The organism is Peribacillus sp. V2I11 (genome assembly GCF_030817135.1).
Taxonomy (GTDB): domain Bacteria; phylum Bacillota; class Bacilli; order Bacillales; family DSM-1321; genus Peribacillus; species Peribacillus simplex.
Window position 1 is genome coordinate 580,854 of sequence record NZ_JAUSYW010000001.1, and the last position, 15,881, is coordinate 596,734.

General features: G+C 42.3%; 13 protein-coding genes. All 13 read right to left on the minus strand.

Annotated features, from left to right (window positions below):
* Positions 1-21 precede the first annotated feature (21 nt).
* The 13 genes from QFZ73_RS02745 to pnp all read right to left on the minus strand — a co-directional run bounded on the left by QFZ73_RS02745 (position 22) and on the right by pnp (position 15,841).
* The gene (locus tag QFZ73_RS02745; protein WP_307262673.1) at positions 22-2,352 is read right to left on the minus strand and encodes a DNA translocase FtsK; all 2,331 of its coding nucleotides are present in this window, start codon (positions 2,350-2,352) and stop codon (positions 22-24) included.
* A gap of 241 nt (positions 2,353-2,593) precedes the next feature.
* Positions 2,594-2,821: a YlzJ-like family protein gene (locus tag QFZ73_RS02750; protein ID WP_063231821.1), complete on the minus strand. Its 228-nt coding sequence runs from the start codon at positions 2,819-2,821 to the stop codon at positions 2,594-2,596.
* Complete coding sequence (locus QFZ73_RS02755; protein ID WP_094246577.1) at positions 2,818-3,564, minus strand: ClpP family protease; 747 nt, start codon at positions 3,562-3,564, stop codon at positions 2,818-2,820. Before QFZ73_RS02755 ends, QFZ73_RS02750 begins: the two co-directional genes overlap by 4 nt.
* A 133-nt stretch (positions 3,565-3,697) precedes the next feature.
* A complete protein-coding gene (locus tag QFZ73_RS02760) occupies positions 3,698-5,368 on the minus strand; it encodes a ribonuclease J (protein ID WP_307262681.1) in 1,671 nt (556 codons plus the stop codon).
* 283 nt (positions 5,369-5,651) lie between these two features.
* The gene (gene dapA / locus QFZ73_RS02765) at positions 5,652-6,521 is read right to left on the minus strand and encodes a 4-hydroxy-tetrahydrodipicolinate synthase (RefSeq protein ID WP_063231824.1); all 870 of its coding nucleotides are present in this window, start codon (positions 6,519-6,521) and stop codon (positions 5,652-5,654) included.
* A 49-nt stretch (positions 6,522-6,570) separates the two neighbouring features.
* Complete coding sequence (gene dapG / locus QFZ73_RS02770; protein ID WP_307262686.1) at positions 6,571-7,797, minus strand: aspartate kinase; 1,227 nt, start codon at positions 7,795-7,797, stop codon at positions 6,571-6,573.
* 106 nt (positions 7,798-7,903) lie between these two features.
* Positions 7,904-8,959, minus strand: a complete 1,056-nt coding sequence (gene asd, locus QFZ73_RS02775; RefSeq protein ID WP_251427977.1) for an aspartate-semialdehyde dehydrogenase — start codon at positions 8,957-8,959, stop codon at positions 7,904-7,906.
* A 211-nt stretch (positions 8,960-9,170) separates the two neighbouring features.
* Positions 9,171-9,773, minus strand: coding sequence for a dipicolinate synthase subunit B (locus tag QFZ73_RS02780; protein WP_034313581.1), 603 nt, complete (start codon positions 9,771-9,773; stop codon positions 9,171-9,173).
* Positions 9,770-10,672 carry a dipicolinic acid synthetase subunit A gene (dpaA, locus tag QFZ73_RS02785; RefSeq protein ID WP_251428244.1) on the minus strand — a complete coding sequence of 301 codons (903 nt, stop codon included), beginning with the start codon at positions 10,670-10,672 and terminating at the stop codon, positions 9,770-9,772. Before dpaA ends, QFZ73_RS02780 begins: the two co-directional genes overlap by 4 nt.
* A gap of 228 nt (positions 10,673-10,900) precedes the next feature.
* On the minus strand, positions 10,901-11,170 hold the full coding sequence (locus QFZ73_RS02790; RefSeq protein WP_307262694.1) for a YlmC/YmxH family sporulation protein: 270 nt from the start codon (positions 11,168-11,170) through the stop codon (positions 10,901-10,903).
* 163 nt (positions 11,171-11,333) lie between these two features.
* Positions 11,334-12,560: a M16 family metallopeptidase gene (locus QFZ73_RS02795; RefSeq protein WP_307262696.1), complete on the minus strand. Its 1,227-nt coding sequence runs from the start codon at positions 12,558-12,560 to the stop codon at positions 11,334-11,336.
* Between the two features lie 46 nt (positions 12,561-12,606).
* Positions 12,607-13,566 carry a polysaccharide deacetylase family protein gene (locus tag QFZ73_RS02800; protein ID WP_307262699.1) on the minus strand — a complete coding sequence of 320 codons (960 nt, stop codon included), beginning with the start codon at positions 13,564-13,566 and terminating at the stop codon, positions 12,607-12,609.
* A 157-nt stretch (positions 13,567-13,723) separates the two neighbouring features.
* Positions 13,724-15,841 (minus strand): polyribonucleotide nucleotidyltransferase, encoded by a 2,118-nt coding sequence (pnp, locus tag QFZ73_RS02805; protein ID WP_251427966.1) that lies wholly within the window; start codon positions 15,839-15,841, stop codon positions 13,724-13,726.
* Positions 15,842-15,881: the final 40 nt, after the last annotated feature.

Here is a 15,881-nt window from a genome sequence, read left to right on the forward strand (position 1 = left end):
CTGCAGCCCGGTTTTTTTTACCTATGATGAATGCGCTTCATCCTGTTCATCTTTAGTAACCAATACATTTCGTGGTTTACTGCCTTCATATGGACCGACAATTCCCCTCGCTTCCATTTCATCAATCAATCTTGCTGCCCGGGTATAGCCAATCCGGAAACGTCGCTGCAGCATGGAAACAGATGCAGTCTGCATTTCTACGATCAAGGACACCGCATCCCCGTATAAACTATCTTCGACTTCACCATTTGAAGTTTCTGCAATTTCATCCGGTATCATTTCTTCGTTATATTGTGCTTTTTGCTGTGAAATGACATATGTGACAACTTCCTCGACTTCATTGTCGGATAAAAAGGCCCCTTGGACGCGAACCGGTTTTGAAGCTCCAGCAGGCAGGAAGAGCATGTCACCCCGGCCTAACAGTTTTTCGGCTCCGCCCATGTCGAGGATCGTTCTCGAATCGGTCATTGAAGAGACACTAAAAGCAATCCGAGATGGGATGTTCGCTTTAATGACCCCTGTAATTACATCTACGGATGGCCGCTGAGTGGCAATTATCAAATGGATGCCAGCGGCACGTGCCATTTGTGCAAGACGTGTGATGGCATCCTCTACATCATTTGAGGCGACCATCATCAAATCCGCCAGCTCATCGACAATGACTACTATATAAGGCAAGAGCGGTTGTTTTGCATCTTCTTCTATGTTATGCCGGTTAATATAATCGTTGTAGCCTTCAATATTACGTGTACCGGAATGGGAAAATAGCTCGTAGCGCCTTTCCATTTCACTGACCACTTTTTGTAAAGCCTGTGCAGCTTTCTTTGGATTTGTCACTACAGGTGCGAGTAAGTGGGGAATTCCATTATAGACATTCAGCTCCACCATTTTTGGATCGATCATCATCATTTTCACTTCATGCGGTTTTGCCCGCATCAGAATACTCGTGATAATCCCGTTGATACAAACGGATTTCCCGCTGCCAGTAGCACCAGCCACTAGTAAATGCGGCATTTTATTGAGCTCCGCTTTAACCGCTTCACCAGAAATATTCCGCCCTAAGCCTATTTGCAGTTTTGCGTCAGGCTTGTCAACTTCTTTGGCCTCCAAAACTTCCCTTAATGACACCATTGCCACTTCGGAGTTAGGCACTTCTATTCCGATAGCCGATTTTCCGGGAATCGGAGCTTCGATCCTAATATCCTTTGCGGCCAGTGCAAGGGCCAAGTCATCGGATAGGCTGACAATTTTACTTACCTTCACCCCTACATCCGGATGAACTTCATATTTGGTTACGGCTGGGCCTAAATGCACTTGCGTGACCCTCGCTTTCACTCCGAAGCTATGAAAGGTGCGCTCAAGTTTTGCCGCATTTTCATGGATCAATTGGTACTCTCCGCTTTGGTCCGTTTTTTTGGGCTGCAATAATAATGAAAGAGGCGGTAAAAGATATTCTTTATTCTCCACTTCCGTAAAATTCATAGGTGGAACGGCATCATCATGGTCCTCTGTACTTTCAGCTGCAGGTTCCGTAACAACCGGAATTATTTCATTTTCGTCGATATAGGCTTTATCAGCAAAGCTGGAAATGATCCGTTCCGTCGCCATTTGCTGAGTTTCCTCTTCTTGATGAAGGGGCTGATCCGTTTCTTCATCGGGATCTTTTTCCCGTTTCTTCTTTTTCACGGGATTCTTTTTCTTTTCTTTTTTGTCTTCATTCCACGTTTTCATATCATCTCTGAATGCGGACCATTGCTTTTTGAAAAAGCCGCCAAGACCCCTGAAAAACTTCCCGAGGGTTTCACCTAAAGTTTTCCCGGTCAATAGGACGGCACCTACAATGATAAAAAGGAATGAAACGATTTTCGAACCAGCTTCGTCGAATAAAAAGTATGAGGCTGCAAATAAGATCGCGCCAATCATACCGCCCCCAAGGTCCTTTGTGCTGGCCTTGCCGGTCACTTCCATCCAGAATAGTTCCCATGTATTAGAAATGACGCTGGGCTTCGTAAACGGTCCTCCATCTGCAAGCATGTTAAAAAGCGTCACATGACTTAGTAGGAGCATGCTCGCGACAAGGAAGTACATCCCGACGAATTGCCGTTTTAACAGGTAAGGGACCTCTCTCTTTATCATCAAATAGAACCCAGCTGCAATTGCCCCCAATAAAAAGAGGATATACCATTCCCCCATGAAGAAGCGGATTAAAAAGACCGTCCCATTACCCACTGCTCCAAGCTTGGCAATGGCAATGATGGCCAGACCTATTAAAGTGAGGCCAATCAATTCATATTTAAGCGTTAGTTTTAACTTCTCTGTACTATTCTTTTTTCTGCGTTTCTTCTTTGCCATAATATCACCTGATTCTTCATGAAACTATTCTAACTTTCCTAATTCAACATCATTACATGATTTCCCTTCACAAAACAAACGTTCGCTCACTGATTATACCAAATAAATATGTCCCTGTCCTTGATATATATACCATTTACTCTTAATGCGGACAATTTCCCCATATAATAAATAAAGCAGCCAAGCGGCTGCTGATTTTCATTCCAGTATATCATAATTTACCTCAGTTTGGTCGTTTTTACTAAGGATTCATCTGTTCGAACACATTTATGACAGCCCCCGGCTGAATGTGTACATTCATATAATCTTCAGGATCCGTGCTTACAATTCGATCAATGCGAAACGTGCGGCCACCGTCATGTTCAACCATCACATGTACACCATTATAAATCATTTCTATTAAATTCGCCGTCTTCTCATGGTGATGAGGGAAAATTATTTCTTCAGGAACGATCGTATAAAGCGTCATTGCAAAAGCCCCTCCTCTTCCCCGGCAATTTTGGGCCTTCTTTCTTCCATGAAGCTATTTAGTTTTCTCATGGCCTGGCCTACTCCTCCTACATCATCGATCATACCGATTTCAACTGCCTCGGCCCCGATTACATTCGTGCCGATATCACGGGTTAAATTTCCTTTAGCAAACATTAAATCCTTAAAACTTTCTTCCGTAACGTTAGAGTGCCTCGTAACAAATTTAATGACTCTTTCCTGCATTTTATCCAAGTATTCAAAGGTTTGAGGCACGCCAATGACTAGCCCTGTCAAACGAATGGGATGAATCGTCATCGTTGCTGTTTCTGCTATAAAGCTATGGTCACACGAAACCGCAATCGGCACACCGATCGAATGCCCCCCGCCAAGTACAATCGAGACGGATGGCTTTGAAAGGGAAGCCAGCATTTCTGCGATGGCTAGTCCCGCTTCGACATCTCCTCCCACTGTATTTAAAATGACAAGCAGCCCCTCTATATTGGGATTTTGTTCAATTGCCACAATTTGTGGAATAACATGTTCATATTTGGTCGTTTTATTTTGAGGCGGCAGCTGCATATGTCCTTCAATTTGTCCAATGATCGTCAAACAATGGATTTTTGAGTCCTGAGATAGTTGCGGAACATTAGTAGCCCCCAGCTGCTGGATTTTTTCGATTAAAGTTGAATTCTTACCTTCCTGCTTGCCTTCATTTTCATTTGGTAATGGTGCATTATCCACTATGCCAACCCCTTTCTCTTAAGCCTATAGGTTTATTATGTCTCGAGTCTCGGACTTCATTCTTCAAGATAAAAGAGAAGAGGTTTGACACAGAAAAAAAAAACCCTGACTGTTCAAATCAGGGGTTCCTTACTTAATATTCCATGATAATCGGTAAAATCATTGGGCGGCGTTTCGTTTTTTCATAGAAGAATTGGTTTAACGCATCACGCATTTCCTGCTTCAGTGTGGACCAATCAAAAGGCTGGCGCGACCCATTTTTCTTTACGATTTCACTTACTATTTCAGTTGCTTCCCCAATCATTTTTTCTGATTCGCGAACATATACGAAGCCCCTTGAAATGATTTCAGGGCCTGCTGCAATGCTTTTATCCTGACGGTTCAACGTGACCACTACAATCAAAATACCATCCTGGGATAACAAGCGCCGATCACGAAGAACGATATTACCCACATCTCCAACACCGCTGCCATCTATCAAGATATTTCCTGCAGAAACTTTTCCGGATAGACCCATTTTATTGCCCTTTAGTTCAATGACATCACCTTTTTCGGCAATTATGATGTTTTCTCGTTTAATCCCCGCGGCTATCCCAACTTTTTGATGGGCATATAAATGGCGGTATTCCCCATGTACAGGGATGAAGAATTTAGGATTCATCAAATTGATCATCATTTTAAGTTCTTCCTGGCTGCCATGCCCCGTTACGTGCACTTTATATTTATTTGCAGATACCACTTCCGCACCTACCCTGTATAGCAAATCGACGGTTTTGGATAAAATAAGTTCGCCGCCTTGTAGGGGTGATGCACTGATCAAAACTGTGTCTCCCTTTTTGATCGTTACCTGCTTGTGGGTCTGTTTTGCCATCTTTTGAAGTGCCGCAATAGGCTCCCCCTGATGACCTGTCGATAACACGACGATTTCACGGTCGTCATACTGACTAATTTCATTAACTGGGATTATCAGCTCTTCTTCTACCTTTAAGTAGCCAAGGTTCAAGGCTGTTTCATAAACGCGTTGCAGGCTTTTTCCTACTACTGCCACTTTTCTGCGACTTGCTGCCGCTGCATTGAAAACATGCTGAATCCGGTTGATGTTCGAAGCGAAGCACGCAACGATGATCCTTCCGGAGGCTGCATGAAAAGCCTCTGTAATATCTTTGGCCACAACTGCTTCTGATGTCGTATACCCTGGCCTCTCGGCACCAGTACTATCCGAAAGCAAGCATAGGACACCTTCTTCACCGATACTGGCCATTTTACTGATTTCCGGTTTATATAGATCTGTTGCTGCTTGGTCGAATTTGAAATCCCCTGTATAAACGATTGCACCTTCACGAGTGTGGATCACTACTCCGACGGAATCGGGAATACTATGGTTAGTCCGGAAAAAAGACACGGCTGCTTGAGGGAAACTTAAAAGAGAATCCGAATCGATTTCAGTGAATGTTGCCCTGCCGTTAAAGCCATCTTCCTTTAATTTCGTTTTGATTAAAGCAAGTGTAAGCTTTGTTCCATAAACAGGTACTGGTAAATATTTCAAGACATAAGCAAGCGCCCCCATATGGTCTTCATGACCATGAGTAATGAATATCCCCTGCACCCGCTCCTTATTATCCATCAAATAAGAAATATCAGGGATAACCGCATCGATTCCGAGCATTCCGTCTTCTGGCAGCATTAACCCTGCATCAAGAAGATAGATGTCCTCGTTCACCTCGACGACGTACATATTTTTACCAAGTTCCCCTTGTCCTCCAAGAGAAATCACTTTTATTCCATTATTTTTATCTCTACCCAATCGAATATCCTCCTTAAAAAATCCCGTTCATAATTTCCCAATGAATTCATTATAACCGATGTTCAAAAAACATGACAACACTTACCATTTTCAGAGGGACTTTTTCATTTAATTCAAAAAAACAACCTATTATGTAAGATATCCTTTGTACTTTTATCCAGTTTCGATTGATCATAAAAAAATTCAAATATTTTCATCCCGAAATCGGAAAGTATATCCCATTCATATACATCATTATGTAAAAACAAGCCAATCTTCAACGATCAGCTTGTTCCGTGTCTTTTTATTTTTTTAATACCTTGGTTAATGCAAGGCGCTCCTGCTCTGTCAATGGCACGATTGGAAGTCTCACCGATCCAACGTCAATTCCATATAACTGAAGCGCTGTTTTGACAGGTGCAGGGCTTGGCGCCGCAAACAAACCTTTTATAAGCGGTAACAGTTCCTGATGCAGGCGGGCTGCCTCTTTCAAATTCCCACTGATGAAGGCCTCCACTATTTTCTGCAACTCATTACCAGCAATATGTGAAGCAACCGAAACTACACCCACACCACCAATCGCCAATACTGGGAGTGTTAAAGCGTCGTCCCCACTATATAATGCAAAATCTTCATCCGTGCCGGCTATGATTTGGGTCATAGCGTTTAAATCCCCGCTCGCTTCCTTAACGGCTACGATATTAGGAATTTTTGAAAGGCGGATGATCGTTTCCGGTTCAATGTTAACCGAAGCGCGCCCAGGGATATTATATACCATAACAGGGAGAGTCGTACTAGCTGCAATAGCCTTAAAATGCTGATACAGACCTTCTTGATTCGTTTTACTATAATACGGGGCCACCAGCATTATCGCATCGGCGCCATTTTGTTCCGCTTTTTTTGTCAACTCGATGGAAGCATACGTATTGTTGCTTCCTGTACCCATGATGATGGGTACACGTTTTTCAACAACCTTAGAAACATGACGCAATAACGCGATTTTCTCCTCCGAAGATAAAGTCGGGGATTCACCTGTCGTTCCCGAAATCACAAGCGAATCGGTTCCATTCGTTAATAAGTAATTAACCAATGAAGTCGTCTTTTGAAAATCAACATTTCCCTTGCTATCGAAAGGGGTGACCATTGCGGTTGATACTCTACCAAATATCATCATCTAACACCTCTTTAAATTTTAAAACCTTTAGTTATTAAAAACCCTATGATTAATGTACTTCACTTTCATGCAATTGAAATGCATAGTGCAGGGAATTAACAGCTTCTATTAAATCTTCTTCTTTTACGAGTACCCAAATCGTCGTATGGCTGTCCGCTGACTGGAGAATGGCAATTTCCTTTTCTGAAAGCGCGGTGACAATCTTCGCTGCAACGCCCGGCACTCCGTTGATGCCTGCACCAACTACTGAAACCTTGGCACAATTCCGCTCAATGACCGGTTCATGACCAAGCTCGGCCAAAATCGAGAGGGCAAGTTCTGTCATCTCTTCCGAAACGGTATAAACTACGCCATTTGGATATATATTTATAAAATCCACTGAAATGGAGGCATTGGCCATTGCTTTAAAAACTTCTGCCTGTAGATTATATTGATCTTTTTTCGCACGGACCTTGATTTGAGTGATTTTTGGAACATGAGCAATCCCGGTTACGAGCCTTTCACGTATGTCACTACCCTGGCTTCCCTTGTTCACGCTTGTAACAAGTGTCCCCAAACCTTCGCTGTATGTTGACCTTATCCGAATCGGGACTTTTGCCTGCATCGCAATTTCAACGGCTCTCGGGTGAATGACCTTCGCCCCTTGATAAGCCATGTTGCAAACTTCCGTATATGAAACGATTGATAATGGACGAGCTTGATCGGCAATACGTGGATCTGCCGTCATGATTCCTTCCACATCCGTAAAAATATCGACCCGTTCAGCTTGCAATGCCGCACCCAATGCAGCAGCTGAAGTGTCACTTCCACCACGGCCAATGGTCGTGATGTCCCCGTTTTTAGCAGCTCCCTGGAAACCTGCTACAACGACGACATCCTTCACTTCAAGTTCTTTCATGAGACGATCGCATTTCATTTCGATTATTTTCGCACTTGAATAGTCGGTATTCGTCAAGAATCCCGCTTGAGCTCCAGTATAAGCGACCGCATCAATACCATTTTCCAAGAGCATGTTTGTAAATACGACAGATGATATCGTTTCTCCTACTGACATAAGTAAATCCTGTTCTCGTTTTGAAAGGCTGGCTTTCGCTCCATTTACTAGGGAAAGTAAGGTATCCGTTGCATAAGGATCGCCTTTTCTTCCCATTGCTGAAACCACAACCACCACTTTATAGCCTTCTTTAATCGCATTTTCAATATGTCCCTTGGCAAATGAACGGCTTGCCTCATCCCGAACGGATGTCCCTCCGTATTTCTGGACAATAATTTTCATAATATGCACCCCAAATATAAGCCAGCTTCCCGATCCGGGAAGCTGACAAAAACTCTCTATCCTACTGGAAATTAATTTTTTCTGTCGAGTTCATTAGAATAAATTATTACTTAACGGTAACCAAACCTAATTTCAAAAGGCTTTCAGCAATTTGAACGGAATTCCAAGCTGCTCCTTTTAATAGATTATCGGAAACCACCCATAAATGGAAGCCTTTATCTTCATCCAAATCTTTGCGAATTCGACCGACGAATACATCATTCTTGCCGACGGATGAAGCAGGAGTTGGGTAAACTTGTCGTTCCGGTTCGTCTTCTAACACAATTCCAGGTGCCGTTCTCATTAGATCTTTGATTTCAGAAGCCGCTATGCCTTCTTTTTCAACTTCAATGTATACAGATTCCGAATGACCTGTTACAACAGGAAGCCTTACGCAAGTTGCAGCTACTGGAAGGTCTTGCATATGCATGATTTTCTTTGTTTCATTAATCATTTTCATCTCTTCGAATGTGTACCCGTTATCTTGGAATTTATCGATTTGGGGAATGACGTTAAATGCGATTTGATAATGCTTTTCGTCCCCTTTTACCGGTAAAATCTTCGGTTCTATTTCTTTTTCATCAAGCAAGTCGCGAGCTTGTTCCTTTAATTCATTTATCGCTGCAGCACCTGCACCAGAAACAGCCTGGTAGGTAGAAACAACAATTTTTGATAAGCCATATGTCTGGCGGATAGGCTCTAATGCCACAACCATTTGGATAGTTGAACAATTCGGGTTTGCAATGATCCCATTATGCTGTTTCAAGTCTTCTTCATTTACTTCAGGAACGACTAGCGGCACATTTTCGTCCATGCGGAAAGCGCTCGTATTATCCACTACTATCGCACCGCGTTTCACTGCTTCTGGAGCCAATTCCTTAGACACGCTTCCTCCAGCACTGAATAAAGCGATATCGATGCCTTCAAAGCTTTCAGGTTTTGCTTCCTGCACTTCGATTTCTTCGCCCTTAAACGTAAGTTTGATTCCTGCGGAACGAGCCGATGATAAAAAGATGATTTTCTTAATCGGTAAGTCCCTTTGTTCGAGTGTTGAAATCATTTGTTGTCCTACTGCTCCAGTTGCTCCCACAACTGCAATACGCAATCCCTGTGTCTCAGTCATTTATACATACTCCTTTTCTATCTCTTAAATTAGTTATTTGTTGGATTTATTACTTCTTGTTCAGAATATCATTTATTTTATCACATTAACATTCCAAAGGGTCGCACTTTAACAAAATATTCTGGTAGCGGAGTGGTTTTTTATAACTTCAACCTACAAATTTATGCATATATGTCAGTCGTTAGAAAGCTAGATCCGTGACGAAACTTGTTCAGGCTAAATCATCCTTGAACCTTTCGACGATGACAGGTTGAATCTGTTCCCTTTCCAGTGCCGATATGATCGTATCCCTTATCATGCTCATCCTTGCAACCATGGAACTTGGTTTGCCTGTGGGATTATCCTGGCCATATGGAACAAAATAAATATCTTTTGCTGCCATCAGCCTCATTAGATTGACACCATTTAACCCAAGTGCATCATTTGTTGAAATCGCGACCACGACTGGACGGTGATTTCTCATCGTCGCTTTTGCAGCCATAAGTACAGGCGAATCGGTAAGTGCATTTGCCATTTTACTCATTGAGTTACCTGTTAAAGGAGCGATCACCATACAATCAAGTGGCAATTTAGGTCCTAATGGCTCTGCTTTGACGATTGTATCAACGACATGATTCCCCGTCAATTTTTCTATTCTTTCGACCCAGTCCTCTCCCTTTCCAAAACGGGTTTCCGTGTTTTGTACTGTCGATGTTACGATTGGAATGACTTCCGCCCCTTCATTTACAAGTTTTTCTATTTCCGGAAACACTTCATCATATGTGCAATGTGATCCTGTTAATCCGAAACCAATCCGTTTCCCTTTGAGACTCATTTTATTTTCCCCTTCCTTTTCAAGTACTCGTCTTGAATCAATAGTCCCAGTGCATTCGCTAATATCTGACCAGCTGTTTTCGGGGCAACTATACCCGGCAGGCTCGGTGCCAACAGCGCCTTAATTCCCCTTTTTTCAGCGTAACGAAAATCCGTCCCCCCCGGTTTTGAAGCAAGGTCGATGATTAATGTATGAACGGGCATATTAGCTATAACTTTTGCGGTAATTATCGGAAAAGGAATCGTATTGATACATATATCAACATTTTTCATTTCTGCAGCAAGATCATTTAAATGAAAAGGGGTCAATGCCATTTCACTGATCCTCGCAATATCTTCACTTTTTCTTGCCCCCACCTTTACTTTTGCTCCAAGTGCCTGGAATGACCGGGCTACACTCATACCGACCCTTCCCAGTCCGAGAACGGCTACATTCGATCCATGGATAGTAAAATCCGTATGTTGAATGGCCATCATGATCGCACCTTCAACAGTGGGAATCGAATTATAAATAGCCACATCATCACGTTCGAACAATAGAACGAGTTTGCGATCCACTTTCTTGAATATCTCATCGAGGTAATCGTTACTGATTCCTGCATAAAAAATGCAATGTGCCGGGGTATTTTTTATCATTTCTTCAGTCAAAACAACCTCTTCACTGGAAAAGATCGTTTCTACTTTCCCATCTGAATCCGTGCCCCGGACAGGTAAAATAACTGAATCTAATTCCATGAAATTTAAATCTTCCATTTTTTCCTTAACCGCGCCGGTAAAAGCATGGTCGAGCTGTTCAAAACCTACCAATAATAGCTTTGCATCAAGCTCCGTCAGTTTACGGACAACTTCAAGCTGACGCGCATCTCCACCAATTACAGCGATTTGCATGCCTGTGAGCATTAAAACCGTCACCTTCTTTATATAAAAGATCCTAAACATTCCTTGCCTCATGATACAATTCCTTCAGGAAGCAATTCGGTTTTTGCTACATTCTCTAGTTACCCTGCCATATTATGTTTTCATTTAAAAAACGGTGATAAGAAAAGAAAAAACGCCCTAGCTATTGCCAGCTAAGGCGTTTTCGAGAGTGCATTTCGAGAAGTTCCAATGAGTATGGCGCGAGCGTCATTAACCGTCCATAGGCTCTCCGTCTTTAAGTGAAAGTCCTTCCTGAAAATCAATGATGACCATATCCGCACCGATTTTTTTTATATGTTCCCATGGCACTCTTATTTCACTGCCATTCCTTATAAAGCCGAACCATTTAACAGATGGGATGATCAACGAGGTAATTTGTCCAGTTTCATCTATTTCCAAATCCGTCTGACCAAGGATTCCTAATCTTTCCGCCCTATTAACATCGACTATTTCCTTACCGCTCAATTCGCTCAACCTCAATGTTGGTTCCCCCTTTTTTCGCCTTCTATTCAATCTATATCCGAAAAAGGTAAACTTAGAAGGAATTTATCCAAATATTGTCCATTTCACTGGACCCTCCCACATTCAAAGAAAAAAAGCCTGACCTCCCATTAATAAGAGGAAGGTGCAGACTTGTTCGTTATTATTTGTCCCAGTTTTCCAACGGGCTCACTAATGACAAGGAATGTTCCGTAAAGATCTGGTTTGCCAATTCATTGACGGTATCCTCTGTCACCGCGTCAATCTTGATGATGATATCATCAAGGGAACGGTGCTCACCCAACATCAGCTCATTTTTTCCGTTCCGGCTCATGCGGCTATTCGTGCTTTCAAGGCTGAGCATCAAGCTTCCTTTAAGTTGCTCTTTACTATTTCGTAATTCCTTTTCAGTAATGCCATCCCTTTTTAAAGTATCCAGTGTTTCCTGAATGGTTTCATACAGGCTGTCCAGCTGTTTTGTGCCTGTCCCCCCATATACTGTCACCATACCGCTATCTTGATAGCTGGAATGATAGGAATAAACGGAATAGGCAAGGCCACGTTGTTCCCTGACGTCCTGGAATAGGCGGCTACTCATGCTTCCTCCAAGAATATTATTCAAGGTAATCAGGCTGTATGTTTTATCATTACCGATTTCCAACCCTTTGTAACCAAGGCATAAGTGGGCTTGTTCCGTATCTTTTTTACGGGTGATCCTATTTTCATGGAAAGAAGGTTTGGCCAATTCAAGACGATCTTCCCCTCCTTGATACGAGCCAAAGTAGTTTTCGACTTCCTGAATCAATTTTTCATCCACATTCCCAGCAATGGACACTACCACTTTATCGGGTGTATACATGTCATGGACGTATTTTTTTAATGTATCACTATTGAACGTTTCAAGCGTATTTTCCGTCCCGAGTATAGGATAGCCAAGGGGGTGATTTTCATATACCGCCTTGCTTAAAAGGTCATGGACAATGTCATCTGGTGTGTCTTCGTACATTTTGATTTCTTCGTAGACGACATTTTTTTCTTTTTTCAATTCTTCCCCATCAAATGTTGAATTGAAGAACATATCAGCAAGGATTTCAAGCGCATAGCTTGCATGGTTATCCATTACTTTAGCATAATAGCATGTATATTCTTTTGATGTGAATGCATTCACTTGTCCCCCAATACTATCGAACGACTCGGCAATTTCACGCGCATTTCTCGTAGTTGTCCCTTTGAAGAACATATGCTCCAGGAAATGTGAAACCCCATTCAATTCAGGTGTTTCATTTCTTGAACCTGTTTTGATCCATACTCCAATTGCTGCTGATCTTACAGTTGGAATATTTTCCAATACAATTCTAACTCCATTTTGACACGTGTATTTCTTAATCAACTAACATTCCTCCCAATCATTCTATGCTGCTATCGTTACCAATACATTATGGATTCGATCGCTCCTCATCTACTGCTTCCGAAACGGTAACAACATCTAAGTCTTTCTTTTTTATTTCAATTATTAACGTTTCCAATGATTTTGCTGTAGATTCCGTCGGATGCATCAATATAAATGCTCCTGGGTGTACCTTAGAAAGCACTCTTTGTTGAAGGACTTCAGGGCTTGGCTTTTGCCAGTCGATCGTATCCACACTCCACATGGCTGTCTCCATACCGAAAGAATCCGCGATTTTCACCGTTTCGTCCCGGTAGCTTCCACTTGGTGGTGCGAACCACTTCATTTTCAAACCTGTCACCGCTTCAATGACTTCGTTCGTTTTTCGAATTTCCTCACGAGTAGCTTGTGCGGATATGTTTTCCATATCGGGATGTGAATAAGAATGATTTCCAATTTCATGCCCGCCACCCTTAATCATCTTGGCCAAATCAGGATTTTTCTTGGTCCAATTACCTTCAAGGAAAAAAGTGGCCTTGACATTATTCTTTTTTAACACGGCCAACATATCTTGTAAGTATTCATTCCCCCAGGCCACATTGATTAAAAATGAAACCACTGGCTTTTCGGGATGGGCCCGGTATATTGGAGCCGGATCCAGATCCTCCATATGTATCTTTGCAGGTACCTGCTGAAATACCAGTTTATCCTTATCGAACACACCCTCCTTCTTCATGGCTTTATACGAATCATCAATATTTACCTTCAGGCCGTTATACGCAGGAACGGTTTTCCAAACAGAATCTATTCGTGCATCCTGTGGTGCAATCTCATATTTTTTTGTTGATTCTTTTATTTGTAAAAGAAGCTCGTCTTCTTGCTTAATTGAAGCAACTGAATCATCGGTTAATTGGGTCAAATAAATTTGTGTATATGGATTTTGCACTAATAACCATGATATACCTGCAATGGCACTTATCGCAACTATCTGCTTCCATTTATTATTCATTTTTTACGCCCCCTTCATACCAAAATGTATGAAGAAAACGGACAAGGTAGAACATGACATCCTTTTAATGCCATTCACACTATGGTTATTCCAATACTTTCAAACAAAAAAAGCATGCAGATTCACAAAGAATCGCATGCCGGGATTTTCATTTTCATTACGATTGAGAAGGGTTAGCTGCCTCTTTTTGCTCTTTCAGGACCGCTTTACGAGAAAGGTTTACCCTTCCTTGCTTATCAATCTCAGTAACTTTGACCAATAATTCATCGCCAAGTGAAACGACATCTTCCACTTTTCCAACTCTTTCTTCAGCCAGTTCAGAAATATGAACCAAACCGTCTTTACCATTGAAGATTTCAACGAAGGCACCGAACTTTTCGATACGTTTAACTTTACCTAAGTATAGTTCGCCGACTACGACTTCACGTACGATATCCTCAATGATTTTCTTCGCTTTTTGAATCATTGGTTCATCAGTAGAAGATATGAATACCGTTCCATCTTGTTCGATGTCGATTTTCACGCCAGTTTCTTCAATGATTTTGTTGATATGTTTACCGCTCGGTCCAATGACATCACGGATCTTATCCGGATTTATGGACATCGTAACGATTTTTGGAGCATATTTGGATAACTGCTCACGCGGTTGATTGATTGTTGACATCATTGATTCCAAAATATGCATCCGGCCATGTTTGGCTTGAAGTAAAGCTTCTTCAAGAATCTCTCTAGAAAGACCCTCAATCTTAATATCCATTTGCAGGGCAGTAACACCTTTTGAAGTCCCTGCGACTTTAAAGTCCATGTCTCCCAGATGGTCTTCCATACCTTGAATATCCGTTAAGATCGTATAGTGCTCACCTGTTTTGACAAGACCCATAGCAATACCGGCAACTGGAGCTTTCAATGGAACACCGGCATCCATCATTGCCAAAGTGCTTGCACAGATACTTGCTTGTGATGTTGAACCGTTCGATTCAAGCACTTCAGAAACAAGTCTGATTGTATATGGGAAGTCTTTATCGTTTGGAATGACAGGCTCCAATGCTCTTTCACCAAGTGCTCCATGACCGATTTCACGACGTCCTGCCCCACGGATAGGGCCAGTTTCACCAACACTGAAATGCGGGAAATTATAGTGGTGCATAAAACGTTTTGACTCTTCGGTTCCAAGTCCGTCCAGAATCTGCACATCACCAAGTGCACCTAATGTACAGATGGATAGCGCTTGGGTTTGTCCGCGCGTGAACAAACCGGAACCATGTGTACGGGGAAGAATGGTAACTTCTGATGATAATGGTCTGATTTCGTCAGGATTACGGCCATCCGGACGCACTTTTTCTTCCGTGATTAAACGGCGGACTTCGGATTTGACCAATTTATTCAGGATTTCTTTGATTTGCTTTAATTTTTCTTCATCAGTTTCTTCTTCATAATGAGCCAACACACGATCTTTTACTTCTTTGATCGCGTCTTCACGAGCATGTTTTTCCTGAACTTGTACAGCTTTGTTCAAGTCTGCTCCACATAGGCCTTTCACTTCTGCTTCCAGTTCAGCATCCACTTGATATAAAGTGACCTGCATTTTTTCCTTGCCGATTTCAGCAACGATTTTCTCTTGGAATGCAATGATTTTCTTGATTTCATCATGTCCAAACATGATTGCTTCAAGCATGGTTTCCTCTGGTACTTCATTTGCTCCGGCTTCAACCATGTTGATAGCATCTTTAGTGCCGGCAACCGTCAGATTGATGTCACTTTTAGCTAATTGGTCAACAGTAGGGTTAATAATGAATTCATTATTGATTCTCCCCACTACAACTCCAGCAATTGGACCTTCGAACGGAATATCGGAAACTGAAAGTGCAAGGGAAGAACCTAGCATAGCTGCCATTTCCGTAGAGCAATCTTGATCGACACTCATGACCATGCTGATGATCTGAACATCGTTCCTGAAGCCATCGGCGAAAAGCGGACGGATTGGACGATCGATTAAACGGCTTGCAAGAATGGCCCTTTCACTCGGCCGGCCTTCACGTTTGATGAAGCCTCCCGGAATTTTACCGACTGCATAAAGTCTTTCTTCGTAGTTGACTGTCAAAGGGAAGAAGTCGACATTTCTAGGTTCCTTCGAAGCTGTTGCTGTACTTAATACGGCAGTTTCTCCATAACGGACTAAAACTGCCCCGTTTGCTTGTTTGGCCAATTGCCCTATCTCTACCGTTATATTACGGCCGGCCCAGTCAAATGAATACGTATGTTTTTCCTGTCCCATTTATTAAACCCCTCTCTGAATCTTCACTTAGAGGCTTAGT